The organism is Aeromonas sp. Prich7-2 (assembly GCF_017939255.1).
GTDB classification, from domain to species: Bacteria; Pseudomonadota; Gammaproteobacteria; order Enterobacterales; family Aeromonadaceae; genus Aeromonas; species Aeromonas caviae.
The window spans coordinates 59988-77245 of sequence record NZ_JAGKRI010000056.1 but is presented as its reverse complement, the minus strand read 5'-3'; the positions used below and the strand labels follow the sequence as shown (position 1 = coordinate 77245).

Here is a 17258-nt window from a genome sequence, read left to right as displayed (position 1 = left end):
CGCCCGATCAGGCTTCGAGAAGGAAACTGGGGCTCGATAAGCCCCCATTGTGCATCAGTCAGCTGATAACGGCGGGACACGGAATGGATCTTAAGCTGTTGAGAAGATGTGAGATTATATCCTCATCACTTTAAGAACACAGCCTAGAGCCGGAAGCGCCCGATCTCCTGCTCCAGCCGCTCGGTGAGAGACTTGAGCTGGGCCGCCTGGGCGGCCTCTTCGCCGGCCTGGGCCGCCAGCGCCTGGGAGACGTGGCGGATATTCTCGGTGTTGCGGCTGATCTCGCCGGTCACCGAGGTCTGCTCCTCGGCCGCCGCCGCGATCTGGGTCGCCATGTCGCTGATGGCGCCGATGGCCTCGTTGATCCTGCCCAGGCTGAGATTCGCCGCTTCGGCGTCCTCCACGCTGGTGCCCGCCAGCTGGCGACTGGTCTCCATGCCGCCCACCGCCTTGCGGGTGGTCTGCTGCAACGCCTCGATCATCTGCTGGATCTCGGCGGTGGAGTCGTGGGTGCGGCGCGACAGCACCCGCACCTCGTCCGCCACCACGGCAAAGCCGCGCCCCTGCTCCCCGGCCCGGGCCGCCTCGATGGCGGCGTTCAGGGCCAGCAGATTGGTCTGCTCGGCGATGCCGCTGATGGTGGCCAGAATGCCGCTGATCTGCTGGGCGTGACCATCCAGCTCGTGGATGGTCTGGCTGGCGTCGGAGACCTCCCCCGCCAGCCCCGTGATGCTGCGCTGGCTCTGGCCGACCTGGGACTGGCCGGCCACCGCGAGGCGCACCGCATCGCCGGCGGTGTTGGCGGCAAACTCGGCGTTGCCAGCGATCTCCTGGGTGGCGGAGGCCATCTCGGTTACCGCGGTCGCCACCATGACGATCTCGTCCTGCTGCTGGCGCACCCGCTGGCTGCGGGCCTCGGCCCCCGCCGCCTGGGTGCGGGACTGGGCCGCCAGCTCGACGGTGACGCCCCGCAACCGGCTGACGATGCCGTGCAGTCGCGCCACGAACTGGTTGAAGTTCTGGGCCAGCTGCCCCACCTCATCCTGGCTGCGGGTGGCGATCTGCACCGTGAGATCCCCCTCCCCGTGGGCGATGTCGGCGAGCGCCCTGGAGACCCGTCCCAGATCCGCGAACAGGTAGTTGAACATGGCGATGAGCAGGGCACCGAACACCAGCAGCAGTACCAGGGTCAGCCCCACCAGTTGCCACAACAGGGAGGCGAGCGGCGCCTCCAGCACCTCCTTGTACATCACCATGGCGAGCAGCCAGTCGGTGCCGGGCACGCCTTGCACCGAAAGCAGCACCTCGCGCCCGTTCAGGTTGGCGCCGTGCAGTTCACCGTCGCGGCTCCACGCATCCAGCGCCGCTCCGGTGAGACCGGGATCCAGCTCCGCCACCTGCTTGAGCGCCAGCTCCTTGTTCGGGTGGCCGACGATGAGGCCGGTGCGGTCGAGCAGCATGGCGTAGCCCTCTCCCTGCACCTTCATGGCCAGCACCTCGTCGATGAGGGCGTCGAGGGAGAGATCCGCCCCGGCCACCCCGATCACCCGGCCCTGGTGGCTCACCGGCTCGGCCAGGGTCACCACCATCTGCTGCATGGTCACGCTGACATAGGGCGGCGTGACGATGAGCTTGCCCGCCTTGTCGGCGTTCTGGTACCAGGGGCGGGCCCTGGGGTCATAGTTGGCGGTGTTGAGGGCGGGATCGTGGCGGGTCATCTCCCCCTGCGCCGAACCAAAATAGGTGAGGCCGAAACCGCCGGAGGTGCGGGTCTGCAACAGGTGGGGCACCAGGGCCGTGTCGGGGTCGCGCGCAATGACAGCGGCCAGGGCGTCGACCGCGTGCTTGCGATCCTCAAGCCAGTTGCCGATGGCCACCGAGTGGGCGTGGCCGTAGTTGACCGCCTCGCTCTGGATGGCGTCAAGGGTGCGGGATTTGAGGGTGTGGAAGGCGACAATACCGAGCAGGGCTGCCATCAGCAGCACTACCCCCAGGCTGGCCGCGAGCAGCTTGCCGCGCAACGAGAGAGTCATGACAACGAATCCTTGTGGTAGCCGGGGGCCGGGAATACCCCCATCTTGGTAGTTCTATCGGCACAATGATGAACGGTCTTTAGTGAATCCTGATATTTTTTCATCTATCAACAACAGAACGCACTACCAGCAACAGACTGTTCACTATTCCATGCTGACACCCGCAGGCACCACAAGGCCGCCCGAAGGCGGCCATGAGGTCAGGTCGCGGATGACGGGCAGGCACCGGCAGAGCAGGTCAGCGCCCGCTGACCTGTCTCTTGAGGGCGGTTTCAGGTGCCTGCAAAGAGGGTTGGCGGGCAGGGTTGAGCATCCATCAGGAACCGAGCTGGTACTCCCCCTGTTGCCCCCCTCTCGACAACGTGGGCTGTGCTAGATTGGGTATCCCGTTTTCAAGGAGAGCCCGCTGCCATGCCACGAAATATCGAGATCAAAGCCCGCTTAGCCGGGGTCGATGACCTTATCCCCAGAGCCGCGGCCATCGCCGACAAGGGCCCCGTCGACATCGCCCAGGACGATACCTTCTTTCGCTGTGAATCGGGCCGCTTCAAATTGCGGACGCTCTCCCCTTCGGCAGGCCAGCTCATCTTCTACCGCAGGCCTGATCAACAGGGTCCGAAGGAGAGCTACTACCACATCACGCCAACGAACGAGCCGGACAAGCTGCGGGAAACGCTCACCCTGGCTTGCGGCCAGATTGGCAGAGTGCGAAAACAGCGGACCCTGTTTCTGGTGGGCAGAACCCGGATCCATCTCGACCGGGTTGAAGGGCTGGGTCACTTCCTCGAACTGGAAGTGGTGCTGGAAGATGACGAACCGCGCGAGGTGGGGATGCAGGAAGCTCACGACATCATGGCGCGTCTCAGTATCGAGCACTCCCGGTTGATCGAAGGCGCCTATCTGGATCTCCTGCTGCAACGACGACCCTGAGGGATTCACAACAGCGAGGCCGCCCGAAGGCGGCCTCGTACCATCAGGGAGCAGGGTTATGTCACCCGCGCCAGCGCCGTGTTGATCCTCAGGTTGGTCGCCTCCAGCCCCGGCTGCTGGCCGTAAAAGTCGAACGCCAGCTCGACCCCGGGGCGAAACAGCAGGCAGTGGGTGGAGCCGCCGAAGTGGAACATGCCGAGCTGCTCCCCCTTCGCGATCCGCTGCCCCGGCTGCACCGTCACCTCGCAGCTCGACACCTCCGCCATGCCCACCGGCACCACGCACATCAGGCCGATTTTGGGGTTGTCCGCCTCGATGAAGATGAGTGCCCGGGTCGCCACCGCGGTGAGGAAGGGCTGGGACTGGTTCGGGGCGCTGGGGTCGGGCCCCGCCGGGCTGTCGAAACCCTGGTGGCGGTTGGCCAGGTAGTAGCTGCCGTTGACCACCTTGACCGAGCGCACCGTGCCGCTCACCGGGCTGTGCCAGCGGTGATAGCTGAGGGCGCTGAGGAAGGCCTGATAGAGGGTGCCCCCCTCGAACGCGGCGGCGCGCGGGTCGAAGTCCAGCAGGTTGTCCAGAGAATAGGGCTGCCCCTTGAGCCAGAAGGCGTCCTGCCGCCTTACCCCTGTCACCACCTGCAGCGGGGCCGACTCGCAGGCGTTGGCGATCACGCTGTCATCGTCCGGGGCCGTCACCGGCCGCACGCCGGGGCAGAAGCGGCGGGTGAAGAAGTCGTCCCAGCTGGCGAAGCCCTCGTATTCCTCTCCCGGCGCGGTGTGGAAGATCCCCTCGAAGCGCTCTGGGGTGGGGTTGTCGCCGGCCCCGAGCGCCCCCTGCGCCACCTTGACCATCTCCCGTTTCGCCACCTCCCCGAGCCAGGGGACGATCAGGGTCTGGCGATCCAGGGGGCTCACCGACTCGGTCAGCACATAGCGGGACGCGGGACCTTGCAGGAAATCGGCCCAGTAGCCGAGGATCTTGCGCAGTTGCTGGTTCACCAGCGCATTGGCGAAGAAGTCGTACCCGGCGGCCGTCGCCATGGGCCAGTTGAGCAGGGCATTGATGGGGAATCCGATCAGCCCGGCGGGCTCCTGGGTCTGCACATTCTGATAGGCTTCCGGGGCCGTGGTCATGATGCCGTTGAGCAGCTGCAGGAACTCATCGAAGCTGCGCACCTGGACCTGACCGAGCGGCGTGCTGTGCTCATGCTGCCACGCCTCGTCAAACATCCCCTGGGCCTGCTGATGCAGGAGGGGATCCTGCTCCACCAGCGCCTTCAATCCGGCGATCGGGGCCACCAGCGGGCGAGGCTGGCGGGTGACCGCCTGACGCAGCCGCTGTACCCAGCGCGCCACATGGGCCTGATCCCGGGGGACCCAGCCACCGGCATGGGCATGGGGGTGACGCGTATCCACTGCCTTGTTCATCGCTCTCTCCTTGTTGAAGCGCCTTGGGCCCGCCGGATGCGATGCGCCTGAAGGCGCCATCTGGCAGGAAGCAAGATGTAGCACAGGGGAAAAGCGGCCTCCATTGACAGAAATGGCAGCGGCGAAGCGGAGAAAAAGAGGCTAACGGAGGCGGTGGCAAACGCCGCAAATGCGAAAGGCCAGCTCAATGAGCTGGCCTTTCTGAAAAATGGCAGGGGCGGCAGGACTCGAACCCGCAACCATCGGTTTTGGAGACCGCTGTTCTACCAATTGGAACTACGCCCCTGCAACAAACGAGGCGTAGTATACAAAGCGGAGGTCAAAGGTAAAGGCTTTTTTTCTCACTTTCGATGCGATCGAACAAATGACGAGCAGATCCCCGCAATTCCAACAAGGAGCGGGGGTAAGCTGCTGTATTTGCAGCCCCGACGGGGTAGGAATGGGACACAAATGGGGGTAGGGTGAAACCAGGCTCAGGGAGGCTGCCCATGCTCAATTACCGACTGCTGCAACAGCTTGCGCCCCTCAACTTCCGGGATGAGCGCAAGACGGAGACCCTGGACGACTATCTGGACAGAGTCTCTCCCCTGGTGCCCTCCATACCCTCCAATGTGCTCGCCCAGTGGATTTACCGCCATTGGCGCGGTTTTGAATCCAACTGGAGCTTTATCGATCTCGCCAGCCACCAGTTCGAGTGCGAGCACTGGCCCACCGCGCAGATTATCGAGCAGATAGACTCCCGCCACATGGAGGTGATCGATCGCTGGGGCGAGATGCTGCGCAGCAACCGCTACGTGCGCCGCTCCTGGCTCGGCGATGACATGCTGCACCGGGGAACCTGGTCCGAGCCTGTCATCGTCCTCGCCACCGCCCCGGGCACCTGCTACCCGGACGGTCACCCCCTGCCCCATCCCTACTGCCTGCTGGAGGGGCACCACAGACTCGGCTACCTGCGCAGCATGGCCGCCGATAGCGCTCCCTTGCAGGCGCAGCACGCACTCTGGATTTGTCGACCCGTTCGCGACACTTAAACGTTTTTCTGGCCAAATCCTGCCTCTGAAATAAATTTTTGACAATTCAAAAACCAGCCCTATAATCGGTGCGGTTTTGAAAAAGGTCGGGACAGGACAATGCCGTTTTTGATGAAAAAAGCAGCCTTGCAGACGGGTGGAGCGCACCAGAGCGGCCCCGTTGTTTCCGGTTCCCGTCCCACAGATCCCCCGTTTTTTTTGAAAAGAGCCCCTGTTTCAGGGGCTTTTTTTTGTGCCGGAAAAACCTTCATTGATGCCAAAGGGAATGCAGACGATGACCAATCCACTCTATAACAAACACGTCATCTCCATCTCGGATCTGACCCGGTCCGACATGGAACTGGTGGTCGCCACCGCACAGCGGTTGAAGGCCGAACCCGACAGCCGCCTGCTGAAAGACAAGCTGGTCGCCAGTTGCTTCTTCGAAGCCTCCACCCGCACCCGTCTCTCCTTCGAGACCGCGGTCCAGCGCCTGGGCGGCAACATCATCGGCTTCGCCGACGGCGGCAACACCAGCGCCAAGAAGGGCGAGACTCTGGCCGACTCCATCAAGATCATCAGCTCCTACACCGATGCGGTGGTGATGCGCCACCCGAAGGAAGGGGCAGCCCGTCTGGCCTCCGAGTTCTCCCGGGTGCCGGTCATCAACGGCGGTGACGGCTCCAACCAGCATCCCACCCAGACCCTGCTCGACCTCTTCTCCATCCACGAGACCCAAGGCAAGCTGGACGGCCTCAACGTCGCCTTCGTCGGTGACCTGAAGTACGGCCGCACCGTCCACTCCCTGGCCCAGGCCCTGAGCCTGTTCAACTGCCGCTTCTTCTTCATCTCCCCGGAGGCGCTGGCCATGCCGGACTACCTCTGCGAGGAGCTGGAAGAGAAGGGCATCCGCTTCAGCGTGCACGAGACCATGGAAGAGGTGATGCCGGAGCTCGACATCCTCTACATGACCCGCGTCCAGAAGGAGCGCTTCGACGAGACCGAGTACAAGCACATGGCCGCCAAGTTCGTGCTGGAGCTGGCGACCCTGGAAGGGGCCAAGCCCACCATGAAGATCCTCCATCCCCTGCCCCGGGTTGACGAGATCGAGGTCGCCGTCGACAAGACCCCCCACGCCTACTACTTCCAGCAGGCGGAGAACGGGGTCTATGCCCGCCAGGCACTGCTGGCACTGGTACTGAACGAAACCGTCTAAGGGAAAGGGGAACATCATGTCCGAGAAGAACCAACTGCAAGTCGAAGCCATCCGCCACGGCTCCGTCATCGACCACGTCCCCGCCGGCCAGGGCATCAAGATCCTCAAGCTGTTCCAGCTGATCGAGACCCAGGAGCGGATCACCGTCGGCTTCAACCTCAAATCCGGCGCCCTCGGCAAGAAGGATCTCATCAAGATCGAGAACACCCGCCTGACCGAGCAGCAGGCCAACCAGCTCGCCCTGTTCGCCCCCAAGGCCACCGTCAACATCATCGAAGACTTCGTGGTGGTGAAGAAGCACCAGCTGGCGCTGCCGGAGTTCATCGAAGGGGTCTTCCACTGCCCCAACTCCAACTGCATCTCCCACAACGAACCGGTGGAGAGCTACTTCCGGGTGCGCGAGGTGAAGGGGGCGGTGCGGATGAAGTGCAAATACTGCGAGAAGTCCTTCACCCAGGACATCGTCAGCGAACGCTACTGATTTCCTGCCGACAAAGGATATCCATGTGGGCCCCATTGGGCCCATTTTTGAACCCTGTCACATCACTTATTCCCCCTTTGGTTATAATTTGCCATCCCGTAATGGATATACCTCGCTCATCCCCTGCTTGAGTGCTCCTCATTAGTGTTTTTCGCTATGAAAAGCCGGAACGACAGACTGGGCGAGACCGCCATCGCTCATCGCCAAAGGAAGCCGCCATGGTCAACACCCTCAGCCGCCCAGCAGAACCAGAGTCCGACCTGGCCCAGCTCGACGCCTGCCGCCAGATCATCGGCCAGCACTGCTACAGCACCCAGGAGGAGATCCGCCGCGAGCTCTCCGCCCGCGGTTTTGCCGACATCAGCCAGTCCACCATCTCCCGCCTGCTGCGCCGTCTCGGGGTCGCCAAGGCCCAGAACGCCAACGGCAAGAAGGTCTACACCCTGGTGGACGAGCAGCTGGAGCCCGCCGGCAGCACCCGCTCCATCCACGACATGGTGCGCGCCGTGGTCCACAACCAGCAGATGGTACTGGTGCACACCACCCCGGGGGCCGCTACCGTGGTGGCTCGCCTGCTGGATCGCAACGCCAATCCCGAGATCCTGGGGGCCGTGGCCGGCAACGACGTGGTACTGATCGCCCCGCGCCACATCAGCCGAACCCGCCAGGCTCACGCTGCCGTGGTGCGCACCCTGGAAAATGCCCGCTGACCCCTGCTGGATGCCAGAAGGCGACCCCGGGGTCGCCTTTTTGTTGCCCGCGCGGCAAGGAGTCAGACCACGGAAGAGCCCGGGCGCCCCACCTTGCCAGCCATAAAAAACGGGAGCCCCAGGCTCCCGTTGTTGTCCCTATGTCTGTCGGCATTCATGCCAGCACGGCGCCCAGGCTCAGGCAGACCACGATCAGCACGGTCAGCAGGCCGAGCAGCGGAGCCACCCATTTCAGCCAGCGTACATAGGGCACCTTGGCAATCGCCAGGCCACCCATGACCACGGCGGAGGTCGGGGTCACCAGGTTCACCAGGCCGGAGGCGGACTGATAGGCGGTGACCACCAGCTCGCGACCCACGTTGGCGAAGTCGGCCAGCGGTGCCATGATCGGCATGGTCAGCACCGCCAGACCGGAGGAAGAGGGCACCAGGAAGGAGAGCACCACTTCCAGCACGAACATCACGTTGATGAAGACGATGGTGGAGAGGCCGGTCACTATCCCCTCTGCACTGTGCAAGATGGTGTGGGTGATCATGCCGTTGTCCATCACCACCACGATACCGCGGGCGATACCGATGATGAGGGCCACGCCGAGCAGATCGCGGGCACCGTCGATGAAGTTGGAGGTCAGCTCCTCCTCGCTCATGCGGGAGATGACGCCGACGATGATGGCGGCAGCCAGGAACACGCCGGAGATCTGCGCCATCCACCAGCCCAGCACGGCCACCCCGTAGATCATCACGGCAAAGGCGGCGACGAAGATACCCAGCACGATCTTGCGGGTGGTGGTGAACTCCAGCATCTGGTCGCTCTTGTTGCCAAGGAAGTGGGCACGGTTCTCTTCCCACTTGTCGGCCACCAGGGACTTGCTGGGATCGCTTCGCACCATCTTGGCGTAACGCATCACATAGGCCACGCAGATCAGCCAGCCGGCCACCAGCATGGCAACCCGCAGCCAGATGCCGTCGGTGAAGGAGATGCCGGCCGCGTTGGCGGCGATCACGGTGGCGAACGGGTTGATGGTGGAGCCCAGGGTACCGATACCGGCCCCCAGCAGCACGGTCGCGGCGGCGACCACGGGGTCGAAGCGGGCCGCCATCATCACCGGCACCAGCAGGGTGTAGAACGGCAGCGACTCTTCCGCCATGCCGTAGATGGTGCCCCCTGCGGCGAACAGCGCCATCAGGATGGGGATCATCCACTCTTCACGGCCACGCAGGCGATCGGTGACGCGCTCGATACCAGCATCGATGGCACCTGTCTTGGTCACGATGCCAAGGAAGCCACCGATGATCAGGATGAAGAGGGAGACGTCGATGGCGCCAGCCTCATAGGTGTCGTGGTTGTAGAGACCGTCGATAGGTGCCAGCAGCACGTCGACGATCCCCTGGGGATTGGCATCCACCAGTTTGTAGGTACCGGCCACCGGCACTTCCTTGCCGAGGGCCTCGTTCATGGTCATCTCGTATTTGCCGGCCGGCACTATCCAGCTCAGGGCGGCCACCAGGGCGATCAGCACAAACAGTATCGTGTAGGCTGACGGGAACTTGAATTTGGTCATGGTCCAGCTTCCTTCTGTGGGTGTGGTATCCATGCAGGCTGCGGGTCGTAGGGTTGGAGGTATTATGCCGCTGTCACATGGTTGAAAAGCCGGGGGTCACCCCCCGGCACCACTGACGACGTCAGTCGCCCAGCGTAGCCACCATCACTGCCTTGATGGTGTGCATCCGGTTTTCCGCCTCGTCGAACACGATGCTGTGCTCGGATTCGAACACGTCCTCGGTCACTTCCAGGCCCTTCATGCCATATTTGTCGGCCACTTCCTTGCCCATGGTGGTCTCGTCGTTGTGGAACGCCGGCAGGCAGTGCATGAACTTCACATCCGGGTTCTTGGTCGCGTTGATGACGTCCATGTTGACCTGATACGGGGTCATCAGCTTCACCCGTTGATCCCAGGCTTCCTTCGCTTCACCCATGGAGACCCAGACGTCGGTGTAGAGGAAGTCGGCACCCAGCACACCCTCTTTCACGTCTTCGGTCAGGTGGATGCGGGCGCCGGTCTCTTCGGCGATGAGGCGGCAGGTGGCAACCAGCTCCTCTTCCGGCCAGAAGGCTTTCGGCGCCACCAGACGGATGTCCATGCCCATCTTGGCGGCACCCACCATCAGGGAGTTGCCCATGTTGTTGCGGGCGTCACCCAGGTAGGCGAACTTGATCTGATCCAGACGTTTGCCCTTGCCATGCTCCAGCATGGTCATGAAGTCCGCCAGGATCTGGGTCGGGTGGAATTCGTTGGTCAGGCCGTTCCAGACCGGTACACCGGCGTGGGCCCCCAGCTCTTCGACGATCTCCTGGCCATAGCCGCGGTATTCGATGCCGTCATACATGCGGCCCAGCACCCGGGCGGTGTCCTTCATGGACTCCTTGTGACCGATTTGGGAACCGCTCGGGCCGAGGTAGGAGACCTGGGCGCCCTGGTCGAAGGCCGCCACTTCGAACGCACAGCGGGTGCGGGTGGAGGTCTTCTCGAAGATCAGGGCAATGTTCTTGCCGACCAGATGCTTGCGCTCATAGCCACCGTATTTGGCTTTCTTCAGGTCGATGGCCAGATCGATCATGTATTGGATTTCGCGAGGGGTGAAGTCCAGCAGTTTCAGGAAGTTACGGTTACGCAGATTAAAAGCCATGATGAGTTCTCTCTATATTTGTTCAGACCAATTTGGCAGTGTCATTGACTACGCAGTTGTTCAGACCAGAGCCTTGGCTCAGGCATTGACGGTATTGGTGGCGACGATGTTGGTGCCGGCTTCCCCCTTGAGGATGGCGAGGCCATCTTCCAGGGCGCCGATGCCGACCATGCCGCCGGTCGCCTTGACGAATTCACAGGAGGCTTCGACCTTGGGCCCCATGGAGCCGGCATCGAACTTGACGCCAGCCAGCTCGTCCGGGCTGGTGACCTGCAGCGGACGCTGGGTCGGCTTGCCCCAATCCAGATACACTGCATCGGCGTCGGTCAGGATCAGCAGGGCGTCGGCCTTGATCTGCTTGGCCAGGTAGGCGGCAGACATGTCCTTGTCGATGACGGCCTCGATGCCGGTCAGGCTCTGGCCATCCCAGGTCACCGGGATGCCACCACCACCGGTACAGATGATGAGGTGACCCTGGGCGATCAGGGTTTCGATGGCGTCGCCTTCGACGATGCGCTGGGGCAGCGGGGACGGCACCACGCGGCGGAAGAACTTGCCGTCTGCCTTGACCACCCAGTGCTTCTCGGCAGCCAGGGTGCGGGCTTCCGCTTCTTCGTAGACGGGGCCGATGAACTTGGTCGGGTTGGCAAACGCCGGATCCTGGGGGTCCACCTGCACCTGGGTCAGCAGCGCGGTGACGTTGCGGCTCGGCATCAGGTTCTTCAGCTCCTGGATCAGCATGTAGCCGATCATGCCCTGGGACTCGGCGCCCAGCACATCCAACGGATAGGGGGAGACCTTGGTGTAGGCGCTGTTCTGCAGGGCCAGCAGGCCGACTTGCGGGCCATTGCCGTGCACCAGCACCACGTTGTACTCCTGGGCGATCAGGGCGATGGTCTTGGCGGCGGTGGCGATGTTCTTGCGCTGGATGTCGGCTTCCAGAGGTTCACCGCGGCGGAGCAGGGCATTGCCCCCCAGGGCGACGACGACAGTTGGTTTTTTCATGGGTGTTACTCTCGAGTTCGGGTGTGTGTGGCGCCAGCCTCTGCCGGCGCCACGCCGTCTTGTCAGATGCCGTCACGTTCCATCGGGCAGCTCATGCAGCGGGCGCCGCCGCGACCACGTCCCAGCTCTTCACCCGGGATGGGCAGCACAGTGATGCCGGCCTTGTCGTACTTCTCGTTGGTGTAGGTGTTGCGCTCGTAACCCACCACCACGCCGGGGCGCACGGTCAGCACGTTGTTGGCGTCGTTCCACTGCTCCCGCTCGGCCTCGAAGCTGTCGCCGCCGGTGGTGATGAGCCTGAGCTGATCCACCCCCAGCGCCTTCTCGATGGCGGTCACGAAGTAACCCTCTTCCTTGATGTTCATCCCGGTGGCACCGCCCGGGGTCAGGCTCCAGCAGTTCACATCCTTGCGGATGACTTCCGGATAGACGGAGAAGGTGTCGACATCCATGTGGGTCATGACGGTGTCGAGGTGCATGCAGCTACGGTGCTTCGGCAGCTCCATGGCGATGACCTGCTTGGCCTGACCGTGCTTGAACAGGCTGCGGGCCAGATGCTCCACCCCTTGCGGCGTGGTGCGCTCGGACATGCCGATGAGCACGGCGCCACGGCCGATGACCAGGACGTCGCCCCCTTCGATGGTGGAGTTGTCGTAGTCGCGCTCCTCGTCACCGAAGTACTTGATGAACTCCTGACCGGCAAACTGCGGGTGCCAGCGGTAGATGGCCTTCACGTGGTTGGTCTCGCGACGACGGGCGGCCTTGGCCATGGGGTTGATGGAGACGCCGCCATAGACCCAGCAGGAGGTGTCGCGGGTGAAGAGGTGATTGGGCAGCGGTTCGATGATGAAATCGGTCGGTGCATGCATGCCGACCACCATGTTGACGCCGCTGTAGGGCATCTCGGAGTAGGTCAGGCCGCCGGAGAGGATGCGGGCCAGCTCGCGGTGAGGCATGTCCGCCAGGAAGCAGCGCACGTCGTTGGCCAGGGCAGTGCCGAGGCGATAGTCGGAGACCTGGTGTTGCAGCAGCCAGGCTTTGGCTTCCGGCACGTCCAGGGTTTCCGCCAGCAGATTGGTCAGGAGGAAGACTTCGACATTCTGATCGCGCAGTACCTGAGCGAATTTGTCGTGCTCCTGACCGGCACGTTCCACGGACAGGACGTCGTCAAACAGCAGATCCTGGCAGTTGGAAGGGGTCAGACGCTTCAGACTGAGGTTGGGGCGGTGCAACATGACACGGCGCAACTGGCCAACTTCAGAACCTACATAAAATTTGCTCATGATGATATTCCGTCTAGCAGTGGTCCCTGCGAGTGATTGAATAGATTCCTTCTATTCAGGCTCGTGGCTAAGGCGGGATATTCTTTATGTAGGGTACTCGACTTGTGTTCTATCCTGCCCTTGCCTTTTGACGCAGAGATTAGGTCTGGCAACTCCACCAAACTTGGACATTGATCACATTCACCCGAGACTGCATAAATTCAGAAGTTAATTTATGATGGAGTTTACATATCTGACATTTCCCTCACCCTCCATCCGGCATAAATACGCAATAAATCCCCAATATATTCCACAAAGAACGCAATTCCATTCATCCATGATATCCACAAATGGATAGTCACCAATAAAAAATATCAAATAAATCATTACATTAAAATCAAATCGCTCATTTTTTGAATAAACTTCACCCACCTTTGAATTTATCCTCGCTTATCATCCCGTTTGCTCTCACATAAATAATCACCTGCTCCTTTATTGCTGAATAATCCATCTATTGTCCCAGATCATGGCGGCCTGCCCGGGCCAGATGGCGAGCCTCATTGCCAAGTCGTGTGCACTATCTCTTTTATATGGATATGCATTTTGCACGCATCCTGATGGCGGCTTTTTCACCGACCGGAGTGCAACCGGGATTCAAAGTTTTTTCATTAGTTGAATTTTTTCAGTCACCTTGCGCCGATTTCGGGTTCGCCTTAACTCAAAAAGTGATGCTTGTTACATTCGTTCCCGTCACCAAGGAGATAACCATGAAGATCCCGTCGCTGTTTCTGCTCATCGCCCTGGTCCTGCCCATGACACCGGCCCTGGTGCATGCCCAGGGAGCCCCCGCCATGCCGCTGGTGGTCTGTCACGTTGACCAGGCACCCCAGATGCTGGTCCCCGCCTACCTATGCCAATGGCACGGTGGCAGCCAGCATCCCTGACCCTCTCGCCCAAGGGGAGGCGATCTCCTCTTGGGTCATCTCAGCTTTCCCTCCTTTACCTCCTTTATCTCCTGAATGGGATCCGGACCACGCCACCTGCATCATGCCCGTTGCCCTCCTCCACCCTCATCTGCGATCGACACTGACCGGCCTCCCCGGATTCTGAACCGCAGTTAAACGCCTTGTGAGACATTCGCCATCGACTGCGTAAGCAAAGTGCCAACAAAATTCTCGCCATAGTCGGAAGATGCGCGTAAAAAAACAGCATGATAGAACATTAAAGTCATGATTTTAAAAAAGATAACTTCATTATCCTTTCGCGGGAAACCAGTTTGAAAAAAACGTTTTTCAGCATGTCATTGTCGCCCTGCGCGAAATCCTTATAGTTACTCCTGCACGGACGCAATGAAGTCGGTCAGGAAGACTGGCTGCCAAGGTTGGGCAAATGGACTCACCACAGGATGTGGTAAAGGACACCTCCCAGGACGGAGAAAGTGCGACGGGAACGGATGACTCGTCAGGCCATGATGGCTAAAGGACACCCCAAAGGATTGGGAAGGGGAAACCTAAAGGAAGAGGTATAGTCAGGGATTGCAGGGAGCAACTTCGTTCAAGGATATGAGCGATAAGACTATCGGGGGCGACGCAAGTCGCCCCCATCTTTTTTGGGTATTTTTCACGTCTGCCCGCTGATGGGTCACCCCGGCCACGGCATTGCTGGCCAGGGTACCCGGGACTCGCCCAGCCGGCGCTATTCCAGCCGGAAGTGCCCCACTATCTCCCGCAGCCTGTCATAGGTGCGCTGCATGGCATTCGAGCTGTCCACGGTGCGCTCGCCATTCCCCTTGAGCTGGGTGATCACCTCGGCGATGGCACTCATGTTGCGATTGATCTCCTCGGCGACGGCACTTTGCTCCTCCGCGGCCGTGGCGATATGGCTGATGAGATCGTTGATCTCCACCACTTCTCCCGCCATCAGATCCAGTGACGCATTCACCTTGCTGGTGTTTTCCGCCGCATCCTGGCAGCTCTGTCGGGTGTTGCCCATGGCGGCCACCACGGTCTGGGTACCCCGTTGCAGCCGGGTCAGCATGGTCTGGATCTCGGCAGTGCTCTTCTGGGTGCGTCCCGCCAGAGAGCGCACTTCGTCCGCCACCACCGCAAACCCCCGCCCCTGCTCACCAGCCCGGGCTGCCTCGATGGCAGCGTTGAGGGCCAGCAAGTTGGTCTGCTCTGCGATGCCACCGATGACCCCGAGAATCGAGCCTATCTGCTGCACATCCTGCTGCATGGCTTCGATGGAGTGTGCCGTGGCCTCCACCTCCGTCACCAGCGCAGTGACGCTGGCCATGGCCTGATCCACCACCTGACGCGACTGGTTGGCCAGTTGCTGGCTCTGGCCGGTCAGCTGGGCAGTATTGGCCGCGCTCTCCGATACCGAGACGGCAGTACGGCTCATCTCGTTGATGGCGGTGACCACCTGTTCGGTCTCCCGCACATGCTCCGCCAGCAGGCCCTGGGCCGACCCCGTCTGCCTCGCCAATGCCGATATCCCTTCATTGAGCTGGCCGCTCGCTTGTCTCACCTCCCCCATCATGCCCTGCAACTGCTCGATGAAACGGTTGATGCCCGCCGAGATCTGGCCGAGATCATCCTTGCTGGTCACCGTGAGCCGGCGGGTCAGATCCCCATTGCCCTGGGAGAGCTCCTGCACCAGGTCGCGCAAGGAGAGGATGGGTCTATAGGCCAGGTTGAGGGCCACCATGGAGAGGGCCAGTACCAGCGCCGCCACCCCGAGCAGGGCCAGGGTGATCTTGCCGTTGAGCGCCTGGGTCATGGCCCGGATATAGTCGAGATCCACATAACCGGTCAGGGTCCACTCGCTGCCGCGAATATCCAGCTTGTTGGGGCGGCTCTCGCTCTCTCCCTGGGGCTTGCTGCTGTAGAGCACCTGTCCCTGGCTGTCGGTGAGGGAGAAGTAACGCCCTTCCCCGCTTACCTTGGTCAGCAGCGTCTTGAACTCGCTCATGTCGAGGTAGTAGAGGTAGGCGGAGTCGGCACCGCGCGGCACCAGGATGGAGATGACGGGTTTGCCGTCCAGCTGCTCCAGCGGGCTGACGGTGATCTGGTTGTTGGCGGCGGGGATCAGCTTGCGCAGTGCGTCAACCCTGGCCTTGTCGTCGATGACCCCGTTCGCGTCGAATGCCATGTCGCCAATGAGCTTGACGATGTTGTGAAAGCCGGTCTCCTGCAGCGCCTTCTTGACGCTGGTCACCCCGAGGTTGAGGTTGGCGGCCAGCAGCACCTTCTGGTTGATGTCACCCGCCAGCTTCTCCCTGACCAGGGTGATCTGCTCGTTGATGTTCTGGGTAGCCTGGGTGCGGATGTAGCCGCTGATGAAATGGTTGACGCTGAACCAGGCGGTACCGATGGTGACCAGAATGGCGAGCAGCAACAGCACGTTGATTTTGACTTTGAATGCCATGGTATGGGTCCCTCCAAAGAGAAAGGGCCGGGATGACCCGGCCCTCCCTGCCAATGCTTACTTCTTCTTGGCGTACTTCATGGAGTCCAGGGCTACCGCCAGGATGATGATGCCGCCCTTGATGATGAACTGCCAGTAAGGGCTGACACCGATGTAGGTCAAACCATAGTTGATCAGCGTGAAGATAAGTACGCCGGTGATCACACCCGCGACAGTTCCCACACCGCCGGCAAACGAAACGCCCCCCACCACGCAGGCCGCGATGGCATCCAGCTCGTACATGAAGCCGAGGTTGTTGGTGGCACTGCCGATCCGCCCCGCTTCCAGCATGCCGCCGAAGGCGTAGAAGACACCGGCCAGGGCATAAATGACCACCAGGTTGACGGCGACGTTGACGCCGGACACCTTGGCCGCTTCCGGGTTGCCACCGATGGCAAAGATGTTCTTGCCAAAGCGGGTCTTGTTCCACAGCACCCAGACGAACACGCTGGCGATGGCCGCATAGAAGGTCAGGTACGAGAGCTTGAACCCGCCAATCCGGATGAAGCCCTGCGCAAAGTTGGAGAAGCGAGGATCAAACCCGGCTACCGGAGAAGCCCCCACGGAGTCGAAATAGAGGGAGTTGATGCCGTAGACGATGATCATGGTGCCCAGGGTGGTGATGAAGGGCGTCACGTTCAGGTAGGCGACGATCAGGCCGTTGACCAGACCAATCAGGGCCCCCACCACGCACACCAGCAGGATCACCGCCGGAATGGGTACCTCCCCCAGGGTGGGGAAGACCTTGTTGACGTTGGTCAGGGCCTGCAGCATGGTGGCCGCGATCAGCGCCGCCAGACCGACCTGACGACCGGCCGACAGGTCAGTACCCTGGGTGATGATGATGCCCGCCACCCCGAGGGCGATGATGACCCGCACCGAGGACTGGGTCAGGATGTTGCTGAGGTTGGTGAGGCTGAGGAAGGAGGGCTCCTTGATCACGATGATCATGAGCAACACCAGCAACACCACATAGATGCCGTTCTCTTTGAGCGCCTGCATCAGATTGAAATTTTTAGCCGACTCCAT

General features: G+C 61.4%; 14 protein-coding genes and 1 tRNA gene. 6 read left to right on the top strand and 9 right to left on the bottom strand.

Annotation, left to right across the window (positions count from 1 at the left end):
• Window positions 1-143: 143 nt before the first annotated feature.
• The gene (locus tag J9892_RS11255; protein WP_210538334.1) at window positions 144-2033 is read right to left on the bottom strand and encodes a methyl-accepting chemotaxis protein; all 1890 of its coding nucleotides are present in this window, start codon (window positions 2031-2033) and stop codon (window positions 144-146) included.
• 411 nt (window positions 2034-2444) lie between these two features.
• Between J9892_RS11255 and J9892_RS11250 the strand changes: the two genes are divergently transcribed.
• Entirely contained in the window at window positions 2445-2963 is a 519-nt protein-coding gene (locus J9892_RS11250; RefSeq protein WP_203763491.1) for a class IV adenylate cyclase, read from the top strand.
• 56 nt (window positions 2964-3019) lie between these two features.
• On the opposite strand, the gene J9892_RS11245 is transcribed toward J9892_RS11250, so the two are convergent.
• Window positions 3020-4390, bottom strand: coding sequence for a phosphatidylserine decarboxylase family protein (locus J9892_RS11245; protein WP_210538333.1), 1371 nt, complete (start codon window positions 4388-4390; stop codon window positions 3020-3022).
• A 209-nt stretch (window positions 4391-4599) separates the two neighbouring features.
• Window positions 4600-4676 (bottom strand) — tRNA-Trp (locus J9892_RS11240).
• A 202-nt stretch (window positions 4677-4878) separates the two neighbouring features.
• Here J9892_RS11240 and J9892_RS11235 point away from each other — a divergent pair.
• From J9892_RS11235 to J9892_RS11220, 4 genes are all read left to right on the top strand, one after another.
• Window positions 4879-5421, top strand: a complete 543-nt coding sequence (locus J9892_RS11235; protein WP_210538332.1) for a hypothetical protein — start codon at window positions 4879-4881, stop codon at window positions 5419-5421.
• A gap of 274 nt (window positions 5422-5695) precedes the next feature.
• A complete protein-coding gene (pyrB, locus tag J9892_RS11230; protein WP_010676005.1) occupies window positions 5696-6616 on the top strand; it encodes an aspartate carbamoyltransferase in 921 nt (306 codons plus the stop codon).
• A 16-nt stretch (window positions 6617-6632) separates the two neighbouring features.
• A complete protein-coding gene (pyrI, locus tag J9892_RS11225) occupies window positions 6633-7097 on the top strand; it encodes an aspartate carbamoyltransferase regulatory subunit (protein WP_010676006.1) in 465 nt (154 codons plus the stop codon).
• Window positions 7098-7315: 218 nt separating this feature from the next.
• A complete protein-coding gene (locus tag J9892_RS11220) occupies window positions 7316-7807 on the top strand; it encodes an ArgR family transcriptional regulator (protein WP_039039633.1) in 492 nt (163 codons plus the stop codon).
• A gap of 154 nt (window positions 7808-7961) precedes the next feature.
• On the opposite strand, the gene J9892_RS11215 is transcribed toward J9892_RS11220, so the two are convergent.
• The 4 genes from J9892_RS11215 to arcA form a co-directional block, all read right to left on the bottom strand.
• The gene (locus J9892_RS11215) at window positions 7962-9368 is read right to left on the bottom strand and encodes a YfcC family protein (RefSeq protein WP_210538331.1); all 1407 of its coding nucleotides are present in this window, start codon (window positions 9366-9368) and stop codon (window positions 7962-7964) included.
• Window positions 9369-9489: 121 nt separating this feature from the next.
• The gene (argF, locus tag J9892_RS11210; protein WP_010676009.1) at window positions 9490-10494 is read right to left on the bottom strand and encodes an ornithine carbamoyltransferase; all 1005 of its coding nucleotides are present in this window, start codon (window positions 10492-10494) and stop codon (window positions 9490-9492) included.
• Window positions 10495-10572: 78 nt separating this feature from the next.
• Window positions 10573-11499, bottom strand: coding sequence for a carbamate kinase (arcC, locus tag J9892_RS11205; protein WP_210538330.1), 927 nt, complete (start codon window positions 11497-11499; stop codon window positions 10573-10575).
• A 62-nt stretch (window positions 11500-11561) separates the two neighbouring features.
• Window positions 11562-12782 (bottom strand): arginine deiminase, encoded by a 1221-nt coding sequence (gene arcA / locus J9892_RS11200; protein ID WP_010676011.1) that lies wholly within the window; start codon window positions 12780-12782, stop codon window positions 11562-11564.
• A 746-nt stretch (window positions 12783-13528) separates the two neighbouring features.
• Between arcA and J9892_RS11195 the strand changes: the two genes are divergently transcribed.
• A complete protein-coding gene (locus J9892_RS11195) occupies window positions 13529-13705 on the top strand; it encodes a hypothetical protein (protein WP_174213875.1) in 177 nt (58 codons plus the stop codon).
• Window positions 13706-14456: 751 nt separating this feature from the next.
• Here J9892_RS11195 and J9892_RS11190 read toward each other — a convergent pair.
• Window positions 14457-16190, bottom strand: coding sequence for a methyl-accepting chemotaxis protein (locus J9892_RS11190; RefSeq protein ID WP_039039635.1), 1734 nt, complete (start codon window positions 16188-16190; stop codon window positions 14457-14459).
• A gap of 57 nt (window positions 16191-16247) precedes the next feature.
• Complete coding sequence (gene mglC / locus J9892_RS11185; protein WP_010676014.1) at window positions 16248-17258, bottom strand: galactose/methyl galactoside ABC transporter permease MglC; 1011 nt, start codon at window positions 17256-17258, stop codon at window positions 16248-16250.